Raw genomic sequence first — 19,057 nt, forward strand, 5'->3', positions numbered from 1 at the left:
CTCCGCTTCTTTTTGTTACTCCCCTGACATAACCGATATTTCTGGTAAAACTTGGCAACATTCATGAGAGCCAGTACAATTCGCCGCCTAAAGTACGCAAACGTGAACGCAATCGATTACGTAAATGATAGAACTGTGAAACAAGACATATTTTTGTGAACAATGATTTTTATAATAGGCTCCGAAGAATTACGAAATATTTAGAAACGCAAATTGCGCATTTTTCACTCCCGAAAGGGATTTCAAACAGTGGCATACATATGAAAAAAACATTACTTGCAGCCGGTGCAGTGCTGGCGCTCTCCTCGTCTTTTACTGCCAACGCAGCAGAAAATGACAAACCGCAATATCTGTCCGACTGGTGGCACCAAAGCGTTAACGTGGTGGGTAGCTATCACACCCGTTTCTCCCCGAAACTGAACAACGACGTGTATCTTGAATACGAAGCGTTTGCCAAAAAAGACTGGTTTGACTTCTATGGCTACATCGATATTCCGAAAACCTTCGACTGGGGTAACGGCAACGATAAAGGTATTTGGTCTGACGGTTCCCCGCTGTTTATGGAAATCGAACCGCGTTTCTCCATCGACAAACTGACCGGTGCTGACCTGAGCTTTGGTCCGTTCAAAGAATGGTATTTCGCCAACAACTACATCTACGATATGGGTGATAACAAAGCCAGCCGCCAGAGCACCTGGTATATGGGTCTGGGTACCGATATCGATACCGGTCTGCCGATGGGTCTGTCCCTGAACGTGTATGCTAAATACCAGTGGCAGAACTATGGCGCATCCAACGAAAACGAGTGGGATGGCTACCGTTTCAAAGTGAAATACTTTGTGCCGATCACCCAGGTTTGGGGCGGCCAGTTGACCTACATCGGCTTCACCAACTTCGACTGGGGCTCAGATTTGGGTGATGATCCGAACCGCACCAGCAACTCTATCGCATCCAGCCACGTCCTGGCGCTGAACTACGATCACTGGCACTACTCCGTCGTAGCGCGTTACTTCCATAACGGCGGCCAGTGGAAAGGTGGAGATACCCTGAACTGGGGCGAAGGCGACTTCAGCGCGAAATCTACCGGTTGGGGTGGTTACCTGGTCGTAGGTTACAACTTCTAATCCAGACAATGTTTCGCAGACAAGCCAGCTTAACCGCTGGCTTTTTTATGGCTGGTCTTCACAGCGTACTTTACGCAAAAAGTCACTTAGCGAGCGATCTGCCGATTCGCGAAAATGCCTGTCGAGTGGCGTAATCTTCAGACATCGATCAACGCGAAAGCAACGATAATCGTCACGCTTCTCGCACCAGCCAACCAGCAGCCAGTGCTCGCCCCAGAAAAATAATCCCAGCGGCTGAACGTCGCGCCAGGAGAGATTCCCGGACTCATCACGATAATGCAGCGCCAGCACCTGCTGTGCTGAAACCGCGCGATGTATGAGATCGAAGGCACTACGTGAATGCGGCTGATTACCAAAATCTGGCGCGAAAATCCGCGTTTGCTCGGCTCTGCGCCGACTCTCTGGCGGCAATATCGCCAACACTTTTTCCTGCGCGGATTCCAACGCCTGTGAGAGTGAATCCCCACCCCATGTTTTCAGCAATCGAATCGCTACCATCAATGCTTCTGATTCGTGATGCGTTAACATCAACGGCGGTAGATCAAACCCGGGCATTAAGCGGTATCCGCTGCCCACTTCGCCTTCAATAGGCACACCGGATAAAGAGAGATCGCGGATATCGCGATAAATCGTCCGTTCAGAAACCTCAAGACGCTCTGCCAGCAGCGCCGCCGTTGTCACTCGCCTGCCACGCAGGATTTGCACAATCTGAAACAAGCGGTCGGCGCGTCTGCTCATTTTAATCCTCAGTGCTGAAAATATTACGCGGGTTGATGTAAACCAACACGATTGCCTTCGCTGTCAGTAAATAGCGCAATCGTACCAATGTCCTGCCCCAGTTCGAGTGGGCCAAACACACACTGACCGCCAGCAGTGGCGACGCGTTCAAGCGTTGCAGCCAAATCGTCCGTATGCAGATAAATAATAGCGCCCTGCGCTGAAGGCGTAATACCGTCAAATTTAGCCAGCGCCCCGCCGGGAGCGGGATCCTGATGCGGAAATACGGCGAGCTCAGCGCAGTCCATGTTCTCCCGGCGCAAAGAAACCTGCATTACTGGCTCATAAAAAGCGATGGCGCGATCCATTTGTACCACGGGGATTTCAAACCAATTAATTACATTGCTCATACTTCCTCCTGCCTGTGTGGGTAATCTCAGGAGGACTATATGACAGGGCTACTGACAGCATACTGTCAGTAGTGTGGCGACAGGAAAAGATAATTACCTGTCGCTAATTCACAGGCAAAAAAAATCCCGACCTTGCGATCGGGATTCCAGTATCTTCACTCCTGGATGGGTTAAGGCAGAATCGACGGTTGATCCGCCCCTTCTTTCTCGACCTTCTGCTGCAGCATGTGCTCACGCTTCATACCCAGCTTCAGCGCCAGCGCCGATGCCACGTAGATAGAAGACGCAGTACCGATGGAAACACCGATCAGCATCGTCAGCGAGAATCCTTCCAGTACCGGACCACCGAACAGGAACAGCATCAGAATAACCATCAACGTTGTACCGGACGTAATCAACGTACGGTGCAGCGTTTGAGTCAGTGACACGTTAAAGATTTCGTAAGGCGTACCGCGACGAATTTTGCGGAAGTTTTCACGAATACGGTCAGATACAACGATACTGTCGTTCAGCGAGTAACCGATTACCGACATCAGTGATGCGACGATAGTCAGGTCAATCTCGATATGGAACAACGACAGGATCCCAAGTGTGATAATCACGTCGTGCGCCAGCGCGATAACTACCCCTGCCGCCAGTCGCCACTCAAAGCGGAAACCGACGTACACCAGGATGGAGATCAACGCCGCCATCAGCGCCATCGCACCGGTTTGCGCCAGGTCTGCACCCACGCTCGGACCCACGAATTCAATTCGCTTCACCGCGGCGTTTTGGTTGGTGGATTCGTTAATCACACTCAACACTTTGCTACCCAGCACCTGACCGCCGTCTGCACCTTCAGTTGGCGGCATACGTACCATAATGTCGTGGCTGCTGCCGAAGTTCTGCAGAAGCGGATCAACGAAGCCCGCTTTCTCCAGCGCATCGCGCATCACGTCCATATCGGCCGGTTTTTCCAGCGTGATTTCAATAACCGTACCACCGGTGAAATCGAGACCCCAGTTAAACCCGCGTACGCCCATCACCACGATGGCCGCAATCAGCAGGAAACCTGAAATGCCGAAAGCCCAGTAGTCCCAGCGCATAAAGTCCCAGACTTTACGGCCGTGGTTCAATTGTTCAACAGTATATTCCTGTGCCACTTCGCACTCCTCAGATTGACAGCTTTTTGACGCGCTTGCCGCCATACAACAGGTTTACGATGGCACGTGTACCGACAATCGCGGTAAACATCGACGTCGCCACACCAATACCGGTAGTAATCGCGAACCCTTTAATTGCCCCGGTGCCAACTGCGTACAGGATGATGACCTTGATCAGCGTCGTAATGTTCGCATCAAAGATGGAGCTAAATGCGCCCGCATAACCTTCATTGATGGCCTGCTGCACCGAACGCCCGTTACTCAACTCTTCTTTGATACGTTCGTTGATCAGTACGTTCGCATCGACCGCGACGGCAAGGGTTAAGACGATCCCCGCAATCCCCGGCATACTCAGCGTAGCACCCGGCAGCAACGACATAATACCGACAATCAGCACCAGGTTCGCAATCAGCGCACTGGTCGCAATCAGACCGAACTTCTTATAGAAGAAGATCATGAACAGGATAGACACCACCAGACCGGCCAGACATGCTTCCAGACCCTGTTTAATGTTCTGCATACCCAGGGTTGGGCCGATGGTACGTTCTTCAACAATCTGAATCGGCGCAATCAACGCACCGGCACGTAACAGCAGGGAAAGCTGGCGTGCTTCGTTCGGGTTGTTGATACCGGTGATACGGAAGCTGTTACCCAGTCGAGACTGGATATTGGCGATATTAATCACCTCTTCCTGCTTCACCAGTACTGCACGACCGTTGGCATCTTTCTTACCGCTGTCTTTGTACTCCACAAACAGGGTCGCCATCGGCTTACCGATGTTGTCCTTGGTGAAGTTGGACATGATGTTACCACCCGCGCTATCCAGCGAGATGTTAACCTGTGGCTGATTGTATTCGTCCTGGCTGGAAGTGGAGTCGGTGATATGGTCACCGGTCAGGATCACGCGCTTGTACAGCACAACCGGCTGACCTTCACGAGATTGTTTCACTTCCGAGTCACCCGGTACACGCCCGGATGCCGCAGCAGACTGGTCAACGTTGGTATTTACCAGACGGAATTCCAGCGTCGCGGTTGCGCCCAGAATTTCTTTCGCACGCGCGGTATCCTGAATACCCGGCAGTTCGACCACAATGCGGTCAGCACCCTGACGTTGTACCACCGGCTCAGCAACACCCAGTTGGTTAACACGATTACGCAGAATGTTGATGTTCTGCTGTACCGCGTATTCACGGGCTTCGCTCAGGCGCGCATCGGTCATTACCGCACGCAGAGCATTGCTGCCCTGGCTGGAAATAACCAGATCCTGGTGACGTTTGCTCAGGTAAGAGATAGCTTCATCACGGGCGCTGCTATCACGGAAAGTGATGCTCAGACCGTAGTTATCTTCTTTGCGAACAGTAGTATAAGGAATGCCTTTTTCACGCAGATCGCTGCGCAGGCTATCGATATTTTGTTCCTGCAACTTACTCAGCGCGGTGTCCATATCCACTTCCATCAGGAAGTGAACGCCGCCACGCAGGTCAAGACCGAGTTTCATCGGTTCTGCGTGAATGGCAGCCAGCCAGCGCGGGGTTGCCGGAGCAAGGTTAAGCGCCACGACGTACTGATCGCCCAGTACGCCCATTAATACTTCACGTGCGCGCAGTTGGGTATCAGTGGAGTCGAAGCGCGCGAGAATAGCACCCTCTTCCAGAGCCACAGACTTAGGTGTGATTTTATCTTCTTGTAACGTTTTCTGGACCTGGATCAGCGTTTGCTCACTGGCGGCGGCACCGCGCACGCCAGTGATTTGAACAGCCGGATCCTCACCATACAGGTTGGGAAGCGCATAGAGCAGACCGACGACAATAACGACGATCAGCATGACATACTTCCACAAAGGATAACGGTTTAACACGGCAGTTCCCTTTGGGAAAACAATAAATTACAGCGCCTTCATGGTGCCTTTCGGCAGAACGGCAGCTACGAAATCACGTTTGATAACCACTTCAGTGGTGTCGTTCAGCGCGATAGCGATGTAGCCAGATTCTGCTACTTTAGTCACGCGACCCACCAGACCACCGTTAGTCAGTACTTCATCGCCTTTCGCAATGGAGTTCATCAGGTTCTTGTGTTCTTTGGTACGCTTTTGCTGTGGGCGCAGGATCATGAAATAGAAAATCAGACCAAACACCACCAGCATCAGAATCAGAGACATCGGGCTGCCCTGCGCCGGAGCTCCTGTTGCCGCTACCGCATCAGAAATAAAAAAGCTCATTCAAATTCCCTCATTATTAAAATTAATCAACGTTCACAGGTGGAACTGGTCTACCCTGACGTTGGTAAAAATCGGTTACGAAGCTCTCTAATTTACCCTCTTCAATAGCCTTGCGTAAACCCGCCATCAAACGCTGGTAGTAGCGAAGGTTATGAATCGTGTTGAGACGCGCGCCCAATATTTCGTTGCAACGGTCGAGATGATGCAAGTAAGCGCGCGAATAATTGCGACAGGTGTAGCAATCACACTCAGCATCGAGCGGACTGGTGTCGCTTTTATGTTTCGCGTTACGAATTTTTACCACGCCGTCAGTCACAAACAAATGACCATTACGGGCATTTCGCGTTGGCATCACGCAGTCAAACATATCGATACCGCGACGCACGCCTTCAACCAGATCTTCTGGTTTGCCGACGCCCATCAGGTAACGCGGTTTATCTGCCGGAATCTGCGGGCAAACATGTTCCAGAATGCGGTGCATATCTTCCTTCGGCTCACCGACAGCCAAACCGCCGACAGCGTAGCCATCAAAGCCGATATCTACCAGACCTTTGACGGAGATATCACGTAAATCTTCGTAAACACTGCCCTGAATGATGCCAAAAAGCGCATTTTTGTTGCCGAGACTATCAAAACGGTCACGGCTGCGCTTCGCCCAACGCAAAGACATCTCCATTGAGCGTTTAGCATAGTCCCAGTCGGCCGGATACGGTGTACATTCATCGAAGATCATCACGATATCGGAACCGAGATCGTATTGAATCTCCATCGACTTCTCGGGATCGAGGAAAATCGGATCGCCGTTGATCGGGTTACGGAAATGCACGCCCTGCTCGGTTATCTTACGGATATCGCCCAGGCTGAACACCTGGAAGCCGCCGGAGTCGGTGAGGATCGGCCCTTTCCACTGCATGAAATCGTGCAGATCGCCGTGCAGTTTCATGATTTCCTGACCCGGGCGCAGCCACAGGTGGAAAGTGTTGCCGAGGATAATCTGTGCGCCGGTCGCTTCAACTTCTTCCGGCGTCATGCCTTTTACTGTGCCGTAAGTACCGACCGGCATAAAAGCAGGCGTTTCTACTACGCCACGATCAAAAACCAGGCGGCCACGGCGAGCGCGACCGTCTGTGGTATCCAGTTCAAATTTCATTTTTTCTCCTGCATCAGAGAGACAGTCTGATGATTAAACTTTCCCCACGGAATCACTCCACGGAGTAAAAATATATTAACCCACTGGCGAAGGCGCAATCGGCGCAGCCAGTTTGGGGGGCGACCAGCGCACAGCCACCGGAGCGTACACGTAGTACGTGAGGATGGCGAGCACTGCCCGCCATCAAAATGGCAAGTGAGATAGCCTTCTCACGGTCGCTCAGAAATAGCCTGCGGATTGTACGTGATAAACATGGCATCCCCGTAACTAAAAAAGCGATATTCCGCTTTTACCGCTTCATGATAGGCGTGCATGGTGTTTTTATAACCAGCAAATGCGGAAACCAGCATAATCAGCGTTGATTCCGGCAGGTGGAAGTTGGTGACCAGAGCATCAATCACCTGATATTTATAGCCTGGATAAATAAAGATTTGTGTATCGCCGAAGAACGGCTCGATGAGATCGTTTTTGGCCGCCTGCGCCGCACTTTCCAGCGAACGCACGGAGGTGGTACCTACCGCAATCACGCGATTACCGCGCGCTTTCGCCGCCAGCACCGCGTCCACTACATCCTGCGGCACTTCCGCATATTCGGAATGCATAATGTGGTCTTCGATGGTGTCTACGCGCACCGGTTGGAAAGTACCCGCTCCAACGTGCAGGGTGACGAACGCCATTTCAATGCCTTTATCGCGCAGTTTAGCCAGCAGCGGATCGTCAAAATGCAGACCCGCGGTCGGCGCAGCGACGGCACCCGGTTTTTCGCTGTACACGGTCTGGTACAGCTCGCGGTCGGCGTCTTCATCCGGACGGTCGATATACGGCGGCAACGGCATATGGCCGATGGCGTTGAGGATATCCAGCACGCTGCGTTCGTCGTTAAACTCAACTTCAAACAGCGCGTCATGGCGGGCGACCATCGTCGCTTTAATACTTTCGTCGTCGCCCAGCAGCAGCTCGGCACCCGGTTTCGGCGCTTTCGAGGCACGAATATGCGCCAGAATACGTTTGTCATCCAGCATACGCTCGACCAGCACTTCAATCTTACCGCCGCTGGCTTTACGACCAAACAGACGCGCAGGAATGACGCGGGTGTTGTTAAAGACCAGCAAGTCTCCAGGGTTGAGCTTATCGAGCAAATCGGTGAAAGTACCGTGCGTCAGCGCGCCCGTCGGCCCGTCCAAAGACAGCAAGCGGCAGCTACTGCGCTCAGCTTGCGGATAGTGGGCAATCAGGGATTCGGGTAGTTCAAAGGTGAAATCGGTAACGCGCATGACACTGACTCAGACTAAAATAAGAGGCGGGTAGTCTAGTGCCGGGGCGTTCTCCCTGCAACCTTTACCCCTCTGGATAAACGTTTAACTATGAATTTTCTTGCACATTTGCATCTCGCTCACCTTGCCGATAGCTCGCTTTCCGGCAATCTGCTGGCCGATTTTGTCCGGGGTAATCCGGAAACACACTACTCGCCTGATGTGGTAGCAGGCATCTTCATGCATCGTCGTATCGACGTGATGACTGATAACTTACCGCAGGTGCGTGAAGCCAAAGAGTGGTTTCGTAGCGAAACACGCCGTGTCGCGCCGATTACGCTGGACGTTATGTGGGATCATTTTCTGTCGCGTCACTGGTCGGAAATCTCCCCTGACTTCCCGCTGACGGACTTTGTGCGCTATGCCCGTACCCAGGTAACCACTATTTTGCCGGAATCGCCGCCGCGCTTTATCAATCTGAACAACTATATATGGTCAGAGAAATGGCTTGAGCGCTACCGGGACATGGATTTTATCCAGAACGTCCTGAACGGCATGGCCAGCCGCCGTCCACGGCTCGATGCCCTACGCGACTCATGGTATGACCTCGATACGCATTACGATGCGTTAGAAGAACGATTCTGGCAGTTTTATCCGCAAATGATGGAACAGGCGCGGTGTAAAACCCTTTGATCGCAGCCCGCATTCCCCGCCGGATAAGCAGTAGCCGCCGTCCGGCAAAAGATTGATAGACAAAACCTGTCTCATTGATTGCCAGCGCCTCTTTGTCTTATTCCCGAACACTCTCTATACTGGCCCGCGTTGCGTTCCAAAAACCCCTTAACTTTGCAGGAGAATTATATGGTACTGGTAACTCGTCAGGCTCCGGATTTCACAGCAGCTGCGGTACTGGGTAGCGGTGAGATCGTTGAAAACTTCAACTTCAAACAGCATACCAACGGTAAAACCACCGTTCTGTTCTTCTGGCCGATGGACTTCACCTTCGTTTGCCCGTCTGAACTGATTGCATTCGACAAACGTTACGAAGAATTCCAGAAGCGCGGCGTTGAAGTTGTTGGCGTTTCCTTCGACTCTGAATTTGTCCACAACGCATGGCGTAACACCCCTGTCGACAAAGGCGGCATCGGTGCAGTGAAATACGCAATGGTTGCTGACATCAAACGCGAAATCCAGAAAGCCTACGGCATCGAGCACCCGGAAGCGGGCGTTGCTCTGCGCGGTTCTTTCCTGATCGACGCTAACGGCGTTGTTCGCCACCAGGTGGTTAACGATCTGCCGCTGGGTCGTAACATCGACGAAATGCTGCGCATGGTTGACGCGCTGCAGTTCCACGAAGAGCACGGCGACGTTTGCCCGGCACAGTGGGAAAAAGGTAAAGAAGGTATGAACGCGTCTCCGGACGGCGTGGCAAAATACCTGACCGAGAACGTTTCCAGCCTGTAATTGGCATGAATCGACAAAAGGCCCGCAAATGCGGGCCTTTTTTATTGTTAGCAGATCCGATAAGCGATTAAAACGCGAAGCAGGAGCAGCCAAGCGCGCCCCAGAAAGCCCGGTCATCTGACACCGGAATCCCCGATTTCCGCGCAATATCATGCTGGTGACCGTGTACGCCGCAGCTGCCGCAGCACTGGTGCATCTGCACCATTGCGCCAATTTTCGCCGCAGCAGGTGGTGCTGAGCGATAATGCCCTGGCACCTTCACCACTGGCGACCAGTCCGGCACAATCGGAATAGCAGGTGGTGCCAGCGGGGTGAAATGCCCTGCGGCGTAAACCACTTTGCCATCAACAACGGTCATCACCGACTCAATACCTTTGATCTCTTCTTCCGGCACGCTGAAGTAATCTTTAGACAGCACCACCAGGTCGGCCAGTTGATCTTTCTCGATGTGCCCTTTCTTACTCTGCTCGCTGGAAAACCAGGCGCTCCCGGCCGTCCACAGTTCCAGGGCAACATCACGCGGCAGACGGTTGTTATCATCGTACATTGCCATCCCGCCAACGGTACGGCCCGAAACCAGCCAGTAGAGCGCGGTCCACGGGTTGTAGCTGGCCACGCGGGTGGCGTCAGTCCCCAGCCCGACCGGAACGTCAGCCGCCAGCATTTTCGCCACCGGCGGCGTATGTTTAACCGCGTCTTTGCCGTAGCGATCGACAAAATACTCTCCCTGGAACGCCATACGGTGTTGGACCGCAATCCCGCCGCCCAGTGCTTTTACACGCTCAATGTTCCGTTCAGTAATTGTTTCGGCGTGATCGAAGAACCAGTGCAGGCCATTGAACGGGATATCACGATTAACTTTCTCAAATACGTCCAACATTCGGCTGATAGATTCATCGTAGGTGGCGTGCAGGCGGAACGGCCAGCGATGCTCCACCAGGTGACGAACCACGCGCTCCAGCTCATCTTCCATCCCCTCCGGCAGATCCGGACGTGGCTGAAGGAAGTCTTCAAAATCCGCTGCAGAAAAGACCAGCATTTCCCCTGCCCCGTTGGCACGATAGAAGTCGGTTCCCTGCCCTGGCTTGAGCATATCGGTCCAGCGTTCAAAGTCTTCCAGTTCCTGCTTCGGACGCTGGGTAAACAGATTGTAGGCAATACGTACCGTCATCTGTTTGTTAGCGTGTAACTGCTCAATGATCTCGTAATCTTCCGGGTAGTTCTGGAAGCCGCCGCCCGCATCGATGGCGCTGGTCAGTCCCAGACGGTTCAGTTCACGCATAAACTGGCGGGTCGAATTAACCTGCATTTCCAGCGGCAGTTTTGGTCCCTTTGCCAGCGTCGAATAAAGGATCATGGCGTTCGGTTTAGCGATCAGCATTCCGGTCGGGTTGCCGTTGCTATCACGCACAATCTCACCGCCCGCCGGATCCGGCGTCGCTTTGGTATAGCCAACCGCTTTCAGCGCGGCGCGGTTGAGCAAAGCCCGGTCGTAGAGATGCAGAACAAAAACCGGAGTATCAGGAGCGGCTTCATTCAGTTCTTCGAGGGTTGGCATGCGACGTTCGGCAAACTGGAATTCACTCCAGCCGCCCACCACGCGTACCCATTGTGGCGACGGCGTTCTGTCAGCCTGGTCTTTGAGCATGCGTAGCGCGTCCGCCAGTGACGGCACGCCTTCCCAACGCAATTCCAGGTTGTAATTCAGTCCACCACGAATAAGGTGCAGGTGCGAATCGTTCAGGCCCGGAATCACCGTATGTCCTTGCAGATCGACAACCTGCGTCCCTTCGGCGGCAAAGCTCATTACCCGATCGTGGCTACCGGTCGCCAGGATCTTTCCGTTGGCGATCGCTACCGCCTCGACCTGCGGACTTTGCCTGTCGAGAGTATGAATTTTTCCGTGAGTCAGAATCAGTGTGGCAGTTTGAGACATAACAATCTCCTGAGGTACCGGTCAGGCTTTTTTCAGCCATCCGGCAAACAGACGGGTTACGATGGGCATCCAGAACCAGACCACCAGCGCAACCACAAAGGCATCATTGATGAGATGCAGGAGTAACGAGCCCTTCATTGCAGGCAGCACAATGCCGGTCAACCACGGCACCAGATTGGTGCTGGGAAATATCACTAGCAGGGTTATCAGAAACTGTTTCCAGCGTTTGGGCTGGCGTACATGGGGCGCGGGCGGCGTAAACCAGAATGCTGCTTCGGTGCGAATTTCGGTTTTGTCACCTTCAGCCAGCAGTGGAGCAATCTCTTCGACCAACACGCGGCGCGTATCGGACTGGGTCCAGCTATACAGATGCTCAAGCGTGTCGAAGCGGATAATGATGTTCCACAGGTTGTTGCCATCTGCCGGGCGAATCACGTTCGCCCCGAGATGACCGGGAAATTCAGCCGCTACAGGCATGATTTTCCCCAGCCACTGCTCATACCGCTGCGCCTGCTCAGGTAGCAGAGTGTGAGTAATTACCAACGTCACATGTTTGTTCTGCGCCATGAAGGGTTCCTTGTTGACAGGAAACAGGCCGCTTAGGCCAGGAAAGCAATACACAAAATCATTCATGGTGCATCGAGGCGGCAAGGTTGTGGATCCCCGGGAGCTTACATAAGTAAGTGACCGGGGTACGCAAGCGAAGCCAACAAAGATGCAACATGAAGGATGACATGTATTTAAGCTTTACGTTCCGGCGCGCCATGCACCATGGTATAGGCATAATCCACGCCCATACCGTAGGCGCCGCTGTGCTCGCGTACCAGATCCATTACGGCGTCGTAGGTTTCTTTGCGAGACCAGTCGCGCTGGTACTCGAGAAGAACCTGTTGCCAAGTTACGGGTACGGCACCTGCCTGTACCATGCGGTCGATAGAACGCTCATGAGCATCTACGGACGTGCCGCCGGAGGTATCCGTTACCACATAAACTTCATAGCCTGCCTCCAGTGCCATCAGCGCCGGAAAAGTCAGACATACTTCGGTCCACAGCGCGGAGATAATCAGTTTTTTACGCCCGGTCGCTTCCACCGCTTTCACAAACGCCGCATCTTCCCAGGAGTTCATTGAGGTGCGTTCAATGGGTTTGACATCAGGATGAACCGCTAACAATTCCGGCCAGATATATCCGCTAAAACTTTTGGTTTCTACAGAAGTATAAATCACCGGAACATTGAATATTTTCCCGGCTTTCGCTAATGCCACGGTATTATTTTTTAAAGTCTGGCGATCAATATTCGCCACACCGAATGACATTTGCGGCTGATGATCAATAAAAATAAGCGTAGAGTTTTGAGGGTCAATCAGTTCCCGAATAGACATAGCACACCTTCTTAATCAATAAGTTAAAAGGCAACGGTCTGTATCTGCCGTCAGCAGCAGGATCCTGAATCAGAAAGCTTGTTGAGTATAGCGGGAAATTTCTAACGAGTTATTAAAGAAAACTTACCATCCTGTGAAACTATTAATTTTGTGTTGCGATATATCCTAAACAACATCAAAAAAATGCGCATGACTCATCTAATTTATTCACTGGCATTGTTTTTCTTCATTCGGTACAACAGAAGGGTTTAATTTTCAGGATATTTTCTGCTTATGCGCATTAATCTGGATGTTTTGCTTATTCTCGACGCTCTCGACAAACAGGGTTCATTTGCCGCAGCGGCCGAGTCGCTGTTTAAAACCCCTGCCGCACTCAGCTATATGATTCAGAAGCTGGAAAGCGATTTGAATATCGAGCTGCTTGACCGTTCCGGGCACCGGGCAAAATTTACCGATACCGGACAGATGATGCTGGAAAAAGGGCGTTTGCTGCTGAATGCGGCAAAAGATCTCGAAAAGCAGGCGGTACAGCTGAGTTCAGGCTGGGAAAAAGAGCTGGCAATTGCGCTGGACGACTCCTTCCCTTTCTCCGCGCTGTTGCCCATTATCGATGAATTTCATGCGCTGAATAAGCAAACTCGCCTCAGTTTTACCCACCATACGCTGGCGGGCTCCTGGGAGGAGCTGACCCATAATGGAGCCGATATTATTCTGGGGGCAATTAATGAACCGCCAACGTCTGCAGCCTGGTCCTATAAAATGCTCGGCACGTTGGACAATGTGTTTGTCGTTGCGCCTGAGCATCCGCTGGCCGCAGCAGCAGACGGCCTGACCAACGAACAGTTATGCCTGCATCGGGCGATTGTTATCAGCGACAGCGCCCGCTTCTGCCATCCGTTACAAACCAATCTGATGGAGGAACAGGCGCAAATCCGCGTCGATGACTTCCACAGTAAGGTGATGCTACTACGAGCCGGTATGGGCTGCGGATTTCTCCCCCGCCATATCGCCAGCCCGTGGCTTACCACGGGCGAGCTGGTGGAAAAAACGGTTATCTCATTTCGCCAAAAAGACGTGGCATATATGGCATGGCGTAATAACCGCGATGGGCTGGCACAGCGCTGGTGGCGGGAAACGCTGCTGGCAAGCCCGGAAATTGCGCGCTTATATCAATGACCTATCCATACCGAGGCGGAAATCGCCGGCAACGTCAGGATATCGTCGGCAAGCATGCCGTTGCCCTCTTTGTGCTGCCATTGACTCACGCTCAGTAATGGCGAGGCTGGCAGGACCACTTCACAAGCGTGGCCACGGTTAATCGCCACCAGTACGCGCTGTCGGTTTAGCACGCGAACAAACACCACCACGTTATCCTCGGCGTAAATCACCTGGCAACCACCGTGGCGCAGCGCCTGATTCTGGTGGCGTAATTTTGCCAACCGCTGATACAACGCCAGCAGAGCAGCGTCCTGTTTTTCAGGCTGCCACGGGAACGGTTTGCGACAAAACGGATCGTTGTTCCCGTCCAGCCCCACTTCGTCACCGTAGTAAATACAGGGCACGCCAGGCCAGGTAAACAGCCACACCACCGCTAGCGGTAACCTTGCGACGTCTTTACCGAGCAGAGATTTAAAGCGGGCGGTATCGTGGCTGTCGAGCTGATTAAACATCCGCAGCTGTTGCTGATGCGACAACCCCGCGCGGTAGTTATCCATCCATGCCATACAGGTCTGGGCATCAATGGATTGCGGGTCGTATGAGATATCGGTATTGGCGAGAAATCCCCAGAGGGGGAAAGTAAAGCCGCGATAGTTCATGGCGGCATCTTCTGCATCAGCCTGCAACCACTGGCGCGCATCGCCAAAATGCTCACCCACCACATACGCCTCTGGCTGCGTTTCTTTCGCCGCCTGCGTAATTCCGGCCACATGTTGTAGGTTGTTACGTGCGCCTCCGGCCTCTCCCAGCATGTGCACCACATCAAGACGCCAGCCGTCCATACTCCACGGCGCTTTCAGCCAGTGGCGGACGATACTGTCTTCACCACGATAAATTTCATTCACCAGGCTTTCCGAGGAAAAGTCCAGCTTAGGTAAGCTGGAATATCCCAGCCAGTCGAGCGCAACGCCGTCGGCTGAGAAATGATACCAGTCGCGCCAGGGGGATTCTGGATTATGGCACGCCCCGTCTGTCCCCCGATTATGTCGGTCAAACCAGGCGTGCGAATCGCCGCTATGGTTAAAGACGCCGTCGAGAATCAGACGCATGCCCTGCCGTTGGGTGTTGTGCCGCAGACGCAGTAGCGCCCTGTCGCCGCCAAATTGCGGATCGACATGACGGTAATCTTCGGTATCGTATTTATGCACGCTCGGGGCGGTAAATACAGGATTCAGGTACAGCGCCGTGACCCCTAACGTTTTCAGGTACGGTAGCTTTTCGCTGATGCCGTCCAAATCGCCGCCATAAAACGTGGAGCCACCGGCCTGAGCCGTAAGCGGTTCGTCCCATTCGCGCCGCACGATGTCGTGTCCGGCGGCGTGGTGGTAATAGACGTTATCCTGGCCCGCTTCACGCGACTGGCTGCGGGCAAAACGGTCCGGGAAAATTTGATAGAAAATCTGATCGGCAACCCACTGCGGACCATTATCCGGCACATCAACCGCAAACTGCTCCAGACGCGCAGGCGGAAAACGGCTGAATCCCTGCGGGGTGAACCACAGCTGACGATCGAGCCAAAGTAATTTAAAGCTATAACGTCGACGAGGCTGCCCGCTGGAGAGATCGATCGCCGCTCGCCACGCGGTCACACCCGGCTGCGGCTGGCTGCGCTGCTTGTGCATAGCCAGCGAAATCTCTTCGTTATCGTTTTCTGCGCGTAGCGTCACCCGCTGGGGTGGATTTTCCCCCGCCAGCCATAATGTAATCGTCAGTTGATCTTTATTTTGCTTAACAAATGGGGCAACCGGAAGGTGCCAGGCGTTCAACATCACGTATCCCCTTTGATGATAATGACGTCACCTTGCCATAGCGATGTGCAGGATCACTCATCATCTTAACGTTTATTGGGGGAGGAGTTCGGGGGAGGAGAAAATTGCCGGGTAACGCAAAGCTACCCGGCAAAAATATTACTGTGCTTCAGCCAGTTGGCGCTCGCGACGGCGCTTGAATCCCCATCCGACCAGCAGCAGGACAATCCACGCAAAGCCGACGTACAGCGAAATGCGGGTATCCGGATGATAGCCGATGAGCGCGATGATAAAGACCAGGAAAATCAGGCCAACAACGGTCGTCGTTACCCCACCCGGAACTTTAAATTTCAGCGCTTTGACCTCATCCGGCGGCAGACGACGACGGAAAGCAATCTGCGACAGCAGGATCATAATCCACACCCATACCGTGGCGAAGGTCGCCAAAGAGGCGATCACCAGGAAGACGTTTTCCGGCATGATGTAGTTAAGATACACCGCAAACAGCAGCGCGATAGTCATCACCATTACCGTCACCCACGGCACGCCACGACGCGACGTCTTGGCGAACATTTTCGGGGCACTGCCCTGCTCCGCCATGCCGTGTAGCATACGCCCCACACCGAAGACGTCAGAGTTAATAGCCGACAGCGACGCAGTCAGAACCACAAAGTTGAGGATCCCGGCAGCAAAAGTAATGCCCATATGCTGGAACGTCATAACGAACGGGCTACCGTCGGTACCCACCTGGTTCCACGGGTAGATAGACATAATGACGAACAGCGTCCCCACATAAAATACCAGGATACGCATTGGTACGGAGTTGATGGCGCGCGGAATAGATTTTTCCGGGTCTTTGGCTTCGCCTGCGGTAATCCCGATAATCTCAATCCCGCCATAGGCAAACATCACCATTTGCAGCGACATCACCATGCCGAGCCAGCCGTTGCTGAAGAAGCCACCGTTGCTCCATAAGTTATGGATACCGGTTGGTTGCCCGCCGTTGCCAATCCCCCAAATGATGATACCGAAACCGGCGACAATCATGATGATAATGGTGGCGACTTTGAAGAACGAGAACCAGAACTCCAGCTCACCAAATACCTTCACGCTCATCAGGTTGATGGCGCAGATAATCAGCACCACGCTGAGTACCCAAATCCAGTGCGGTACCGCCGGGAACCAGACGCCCATGTATATGCCGAAGGCTGTCACGTCGGCAATGGCGACAATCAGGATTTCAAAACAGTAGGTCCAGCCGGTAATGTAGCCTGCCAGCGGTCCGAGGTTTTCCTGCGCGTAGCGCGAGAAGGAGCTGGCTGCCGGGTTATGAACAGACATTTCGCCCAGCGCACGCATAATAATGTACGCCGCGACACCGCCGATAATATAGGCCAGCAATACGCTTGGCCCCGCCATTTTGATAGCGTCGGCCGAGCCGTAAAACAGCCCGGTACCAATTGCTGAACCTAATGCCATAAAGCGGATGTGCCGGGTGCTCAGCCCACGCTTTAGCTTGTTATTACTTTCCATCGATTCCTAACCTGTTAACACAATAAAAAAACCACGGGGCCATGTTAATAGCCCCGTGGTTAAAACTTATTGTCAGTGATATTAGTGTGCGCTGGAGGTCACTTGTCGACCCGCGGCGCGATCCCAGATAACTGCCAGGACCACCATCACGACTGTTGGCATCAACCACGCCAGCCCCTGCTCCGCCAGCGGTAAACGCTGGGTCCAGGCCGGTAACACGTCGCCAATTGCAGAAGCTTTAATGCCATCAAGGATACCAAAAATCAGGCTGATAAACATCGCAGGAGCAATGACGCGGGAAGAATTATGCCACCATGAGCGGGTAAAGCTTAATACAACCAGTGCGATACATGGCGGATAGATAGCCGTCAGCACCGGAATAGAGATCTGAATCAGATGGCTCAGACCCAGGTTAGAAACCACCATCGAGAAGCCGCCGAGGATAAATACCAGCGTGCGATAAGACAGTGGAACGTACTGGGCAAAGAACTCTGCGCACGCACAGGTCAGGCCAACCGCGGTGACCAGACAGGCGATGAAAATCAGCGCCGCCAGCAGGAAGCTTCCTGCACCGCCAAAGGTGTGCTGAACATACGCATGCAGAATCGCCGCGCCGTTAGCAGACTGATCGACCAGAATCGCGCTATCTGAACCCAGACGGAACAGCGCGAGATACAGCAGCGTTAAGCCCACACCCGCCATTAAACCCGCCCAAACGGTATAACGAGTCAGCAGACGCGCTTCAGTAACACCACGCGAGCGAGCGGCGTTAACGATAACAATACCAAACACCATCGCGCCCAGCGTATCCATGGTCAGATACCCGTTCACGAAGCCATTAGAAAACGCCGCAGTTTGATAGGCTTCCATCGCATTACTGATCGGGCCTGCTGGCCAGACGATTGCAGCGACAGACAGGACCACCAGCGCCAGAATTTTCAGCGGTGCCAGGAAATTACCCACCGTATCCAGCAGTTTGCCCGGATAAAGCGAAACCAGAATGACAATCGCGAAATAGATAACGCTATAGATAAACAGCGGCAGCGCAGAGTCACCAGTCAGCGGTGCAATCCCGACTTCGAAAGAGACCGTCGCGGTACGCGGGGTAGCGAATAACGGCCCAACGGCCAGATAGCAAACGGTCGCCAGCAGCAGACCGGCAACTTTACCGATAGGCGTGCTCAGTCGGTCCACACCACCGCCGACTTTCGCCAGCGCGACAACGGTAAGTACCGGCAGGCCAACGGCCGTAATCAAAAAGCCAAAAGCCGCAGTCCAGACGTGTTCACCTGCCTGCAAACCAACCATTGGGGGGAAGATGATGTTACCTGCACCGACGAACAGTGCAAATGTCATAAATCCCAAAGCGATAATATCGCGCGATTTTAACTGATGGGTCATAAAGTCTTACTGCCTGTGGATGTGGTGTTGAAAATAGTAAATTTTTGCCTTTCCCTGGGGGACAATACAGCGGCATTTTTGCTCAATTCCAGCGGGAAACACTCCCGACCTGGCGCGGCGAAGAATAGTTTTTCGATTTACCGCGTAAATGCAGTCGGTATGACAGCACCTGGAGCGCAATTTAAACGCTTATAACGTTTTAAAGCAAGGTGGGATCCAAAAACCAGAACAATATAGCGATATGAAAAATAGGGTTAGCACAAAACACCATTTCATGGAAAAAGGTATGGGTAATCATTCGAACAAAAAACAATCAAACGTCGTAAAATTCAGGAGGCATCTATTGACCACATAAAAAAAA

The 19,057-nt window shown here is 52.9% G+C and carries 17 protein-coding genes; 4 read left to right on the forward strand and 13 right to left on the reverse strand.

From position 1 onward, the window contains the following. The first annotated feature begins 260 nt into the window (after positions 1-260). Complete coding sequence (locus BZK40_RS14345) at positions 261-1,124, forward strand: nucleoside-specific channel-forming protein Tsx (RefSeq protein WP_003021561.1); 864 nt, start codon at positions 261-263, stop codon at positions 1,122-1,124. 45 nt (positions 1,125-1,169) lie between these two features. Here BZK40_RS14345 and BZK40_RS14350 read toward each other — a convergent pair whose 3' ends face one another. From BZK40_RS14350 to queA, 7 genes are all read right to left on the reverse strand, one after another. After that, a complete protein-coding gene (locus BZK40_RS14350) occupies positions 1,170-1,862 on the reverse strand; it encodes a helix-turn-helix transcriptional regulator (RefSeq protein ID WP_079934853.1) in 693 nt (230 codons plus the stop codon). Between the two features lie 23 nt (positions 1,863-1,885). Continuing rightward, entirely contained in the window at positions 1,886-2,251 is a 366-nt protein-coding gene (locus BZK40_RS14355) for a VOC family protein (protein WP_032942527.1), read from the reverse strand. 170 nt (positions 2,252-2,421) lie between these two features. Further along, positions 2,422-3,393, reverse strand: a complete 972-nt coding sequence (gene secF, locus BZK40_RS14360; protein ID WP_003021550.1) for a protein translocase subunit SecF — start codon at positions 3,391-3,393, stop codon at positions 2,422-2,424. 10 nt (positions 3,394-3,403) lie between these two features. Then, complete coding sequence (gene secD, locus BZK40_RS14365; protein ID WP_003021547.1) at positions 3,404-5,251, reverse strand: protein translocase subunit SecD; 1,848 nt, start codon at positions 5,249-5,251, stop codon at positions 3,404-3,406. Positions 5,252-5,278: 27 nt separating this feature from the next. Next, entirely contained in the window at positions 5,279-5,611 is a 333-nt protein-coding gene (gene yajC, locus BZK40_RS14370) for a preprotein translocase subunit YajC (protein ID WP_003021544.1), read from the reverse strand. Positions 5,612-5,633: 22 nt separating this feature from the next. Further along, positions 5,634-6,761, reverse strand: a complete 1,128-nt coding sequence (gene tgt, locus BZK40_RS14375; protein ID WP_003021535.1) for a tRNA guanosine(34) transglycosylase Tgt — start codon at positions 6,759-6,761, stop codon at positions 5,634-5,636. A 209-nt stretch (positions 6,762-6,970) separates the two neighbouring features. Continuing rightward, positions 6,971-8,035 carry a tRNA preQ1(34) S-adenosylmethionine ribosyltransferase-isomerase QueA gene (gene queA, locus BZK40_RS14380; protein WP_032942525.1) on the reverse strand — a complete coding sequence of 355 codons (1,065 nt, stop codon included), beginning with the start codon at positions 8,033-8,035 and terminating at the stop codon, positions 6,971-6,973. Between the two features lie 90 nt (positions 8,036-8,125). Between queA and acpH the strand changes: the two genes are divergently transcribed. Together acpH and BZK40_RS14390 are read left to right on the forward strand one after the other, a co-directional pair. Beyond that, positions 8,126-8,707: an ACP phosphodiesterase gene (acpH, locus tag BZK40_RS14385; RefSeq protein ID WP_003830978.1), complete on the forward strand. Its 582-nt coding sequence runs from the start codon at positions 8,126-8,128 to the stop codon at positions 8,705-8,707. 168 nt (positions 8,708-8,875) lie between these two features. Then, on the forward strand, positions 8,876-9,478 hold the full coding sequence (locus BZK40_RS14390) for a peroxiredoxin (RefSeq protein ID WP_003021524.1): 603 nt from the start codon (positions 8,876-8,878) through the stop codon (positions 9,476-9,478). Between the two features lie 67 nt (positions 9,479-9,545). Here BZK40_RS14390 and BZK40_RS14395 read toward each other — a convergent pair whose 3' ends face one another. The 3 genes from BZK40_RS14395 to BZK40_RS14405 form a co-directional block, all read right to left on the reverse strand. After that, entirely contained in the window at positions 9,546-11,414 is a 1,869-nt protein-coding gene (locus tag BZK40_RS14395) for an amidohydrolase (RefSeq protein ID WP_079934854.1), read from the reverse strand. Positions 11,415-11,435: 21 nt separating this feature from the next. Next, positions 11,436-11,981 (reverse strand): antibiotic biosynthesis monooxygenase, encoded by a 546-nt coding sequence (locus BZK40_RS14400; protein WP_003830975.1) that lies wholly within the window; start codon positions 11,979-11,981, stop codon positions 11,436-11,438. 173 nt (positions 11,982-12,154) lie between these two features. After that, entirely contained in the window at positions 12,155-12,796 is a 642-nt protein-coding gene (locus tag BZK40_RS14405; RefSeq protein WP_003021513.1) for a hydrolase, read from the reverse strand. A 273-nt stretch (positions 12,797-13,069) separates the two neighbouring features. Between BZK40_RS14405 and BZK40_RS14410 the strand changes: the two genes are divergently transcribed. Then, entirely contained in the window at positions 13,070-13,972 is a 903-nt protein-coding gene (locus BZK40_RS14410) for a LysR family transcriptional regulator (protein WP_048235979.1), read from the forward strand. On the opposite strand, the gene malZ is transcribed toward BZK40_RS14410, so the two are convergent. From malZ to brnQ, 3 genes are all read right to left on the reverse strand, one after another. Then, the gene (gene malZ / locus BZK40_RS14415) at positions 13,966-15,783 is read right to left on the reverse strand and encodes a maltodextrin glucosidase (protein ID WP_079934855.1); all 1,818 of its coding nucleotides are present in this window, start codon (positions 15,781-15,783) and stop codon (positions 13,966-13,968) included. The genes BZK40_RS14410 and malZ overlap by 7 nt on opposite strands. 138 nt (positions 15,784-15,921) lie before the next feature. Next, on the reverse strand, positions 15,922-17,295 hold the full coding sequence (proY, locus tag BZK40_RS14420; protein WP_008783922.1) for a proline-specific permease ProY: 1,374 nt from the start codon (positions 17,293-17,295) through the stop codon (positions 15,922-15,924). A gap of 81 nt (positions 17,296-17,376) precedes the next feature. After that, complete coding sequence (gene brnQ / locus BZK40_RS14425) at positions 17,377-18,696, reverse strand: branched-chain amino acid transporter carrier protein BrnQ (RefSeq protein ID WP_003021501.1); 1,320 nt, start codon at positions 18,694-18,696, stop codon at positions 17,377-17,379. Between the last annotated feature and the right edge of the window lie 361 nt (positions 18,697-19,057).

Source organism: Citrobacter portucalensis, from assembly GCF_002042885.1.
GTDB lineage: Bacteria > Pseudomonadota > Gammaproteobacteria > Enterobacterales > Enterobacteriaceae > Citrobacter > Citrobacter portucalensis.

Bases quoted from the DNA above. Each gene is read 5' to 3' on its own strand.
- BZK40_RS14345 (WP_003021561.1), top strand. From the start codon at position 261: ATGAAAAAAACATTACTTGCAGCCGGTGCAGTGCTGGCGCTCTCCTCG.
- BZK40_RS14350 (WP_079934853.1), bottom strand. From the start codon at position 1,862: ATGAGCAGACGCGCCGACCGCTTGTTTCAGATTGTGCAAATCCTGCGT.
- BZK40_RS14355 (WP_032942527.1), bottom strand. From the start codon at position 2,251: ATGAGCAATGTAATTAATTGGTTTGAAATCCCCGTGGTACAAATGGAT.
- yajC (WP_003021544.1), bottom strand. From the start codon at position 5,611: ATGAGCTTTTTTATTTCTGATGCGGTAGCGGCAACAGGAGCTCCGGCG.
- tgt (WP_003021535.1), bottom strand. From the start codon at position 6,761: ATGAAATTTGAACTGGATACCACAGACGGTCGCGCTCGCCGTGGCCGC.
- queA (WP_032942525.1), bottom strand. From the start codon at position 8,035: ATGCGCGTTACCGATTTCACCTTTGAACTACCCGAATCCCTGATTGCC.
- acpH (WP_003830978.1), top strand. From the start codon at position 8,126: ATGAATTTTCTTGCACATTTGCATCTCGCTCACCTTGCCGATAGCTCG.
- BZK40_RS14390 (WP_003021524.1), top strand. From the start codon at position 8,876: ATGGTACTGGTAACTCGTCAGGCTCCGGATTTCACAGCAGCTGCGGTA.
- BZK40_RS14395 (WP_079934854.1), bottom strand. From the start codon at position 11,414: ATGTCTCAAACTGCCACACTGATTCTGACTCACGGAAAAATTCATACT.
- BZK40_RS14400 (WP_003830975.1), bottom strand. From the start codon at position 11,981: ATGGCGCAGAACAAACATGTGACGTTGGTAATTACTCACACTCTGCTA.
- BZK40_RS14405 (WP_003021513.1), bottom strand. From the start codon at position 12,796: ATGTCTATTCGGGAACTGATTGACCCTCAAAACTCTACGCTTATTTTT.
- BZK40_RS14410 (WP_048235979.1), top strand. From the start codon at position 13,070: ATGCGCATTAATCTGGATGTTTTGCTTATTCTCGACGCTCTCGACAAA.
- malZ (WP_079934855.1), bottom strand. From the start codon at position 15,783: ATGTTGAACGCCTGGCACCTTCCGGTTGCCCCATTTGTTAAGCAAAAT.
- proY (WP_008783922.1), bottom strand. From the start codon at position 17,295: ATGGAAAGTAATAACAAGCTAAAGCGTGGGCTGAGCACCCGGCACATC.
- brnQ (WP_003021501.1), bottom strand. From the start codon at position 18,696: ATGACCCATCAGTTAAAATCGCGCGATATTATCGCTTTGGGATTTATG.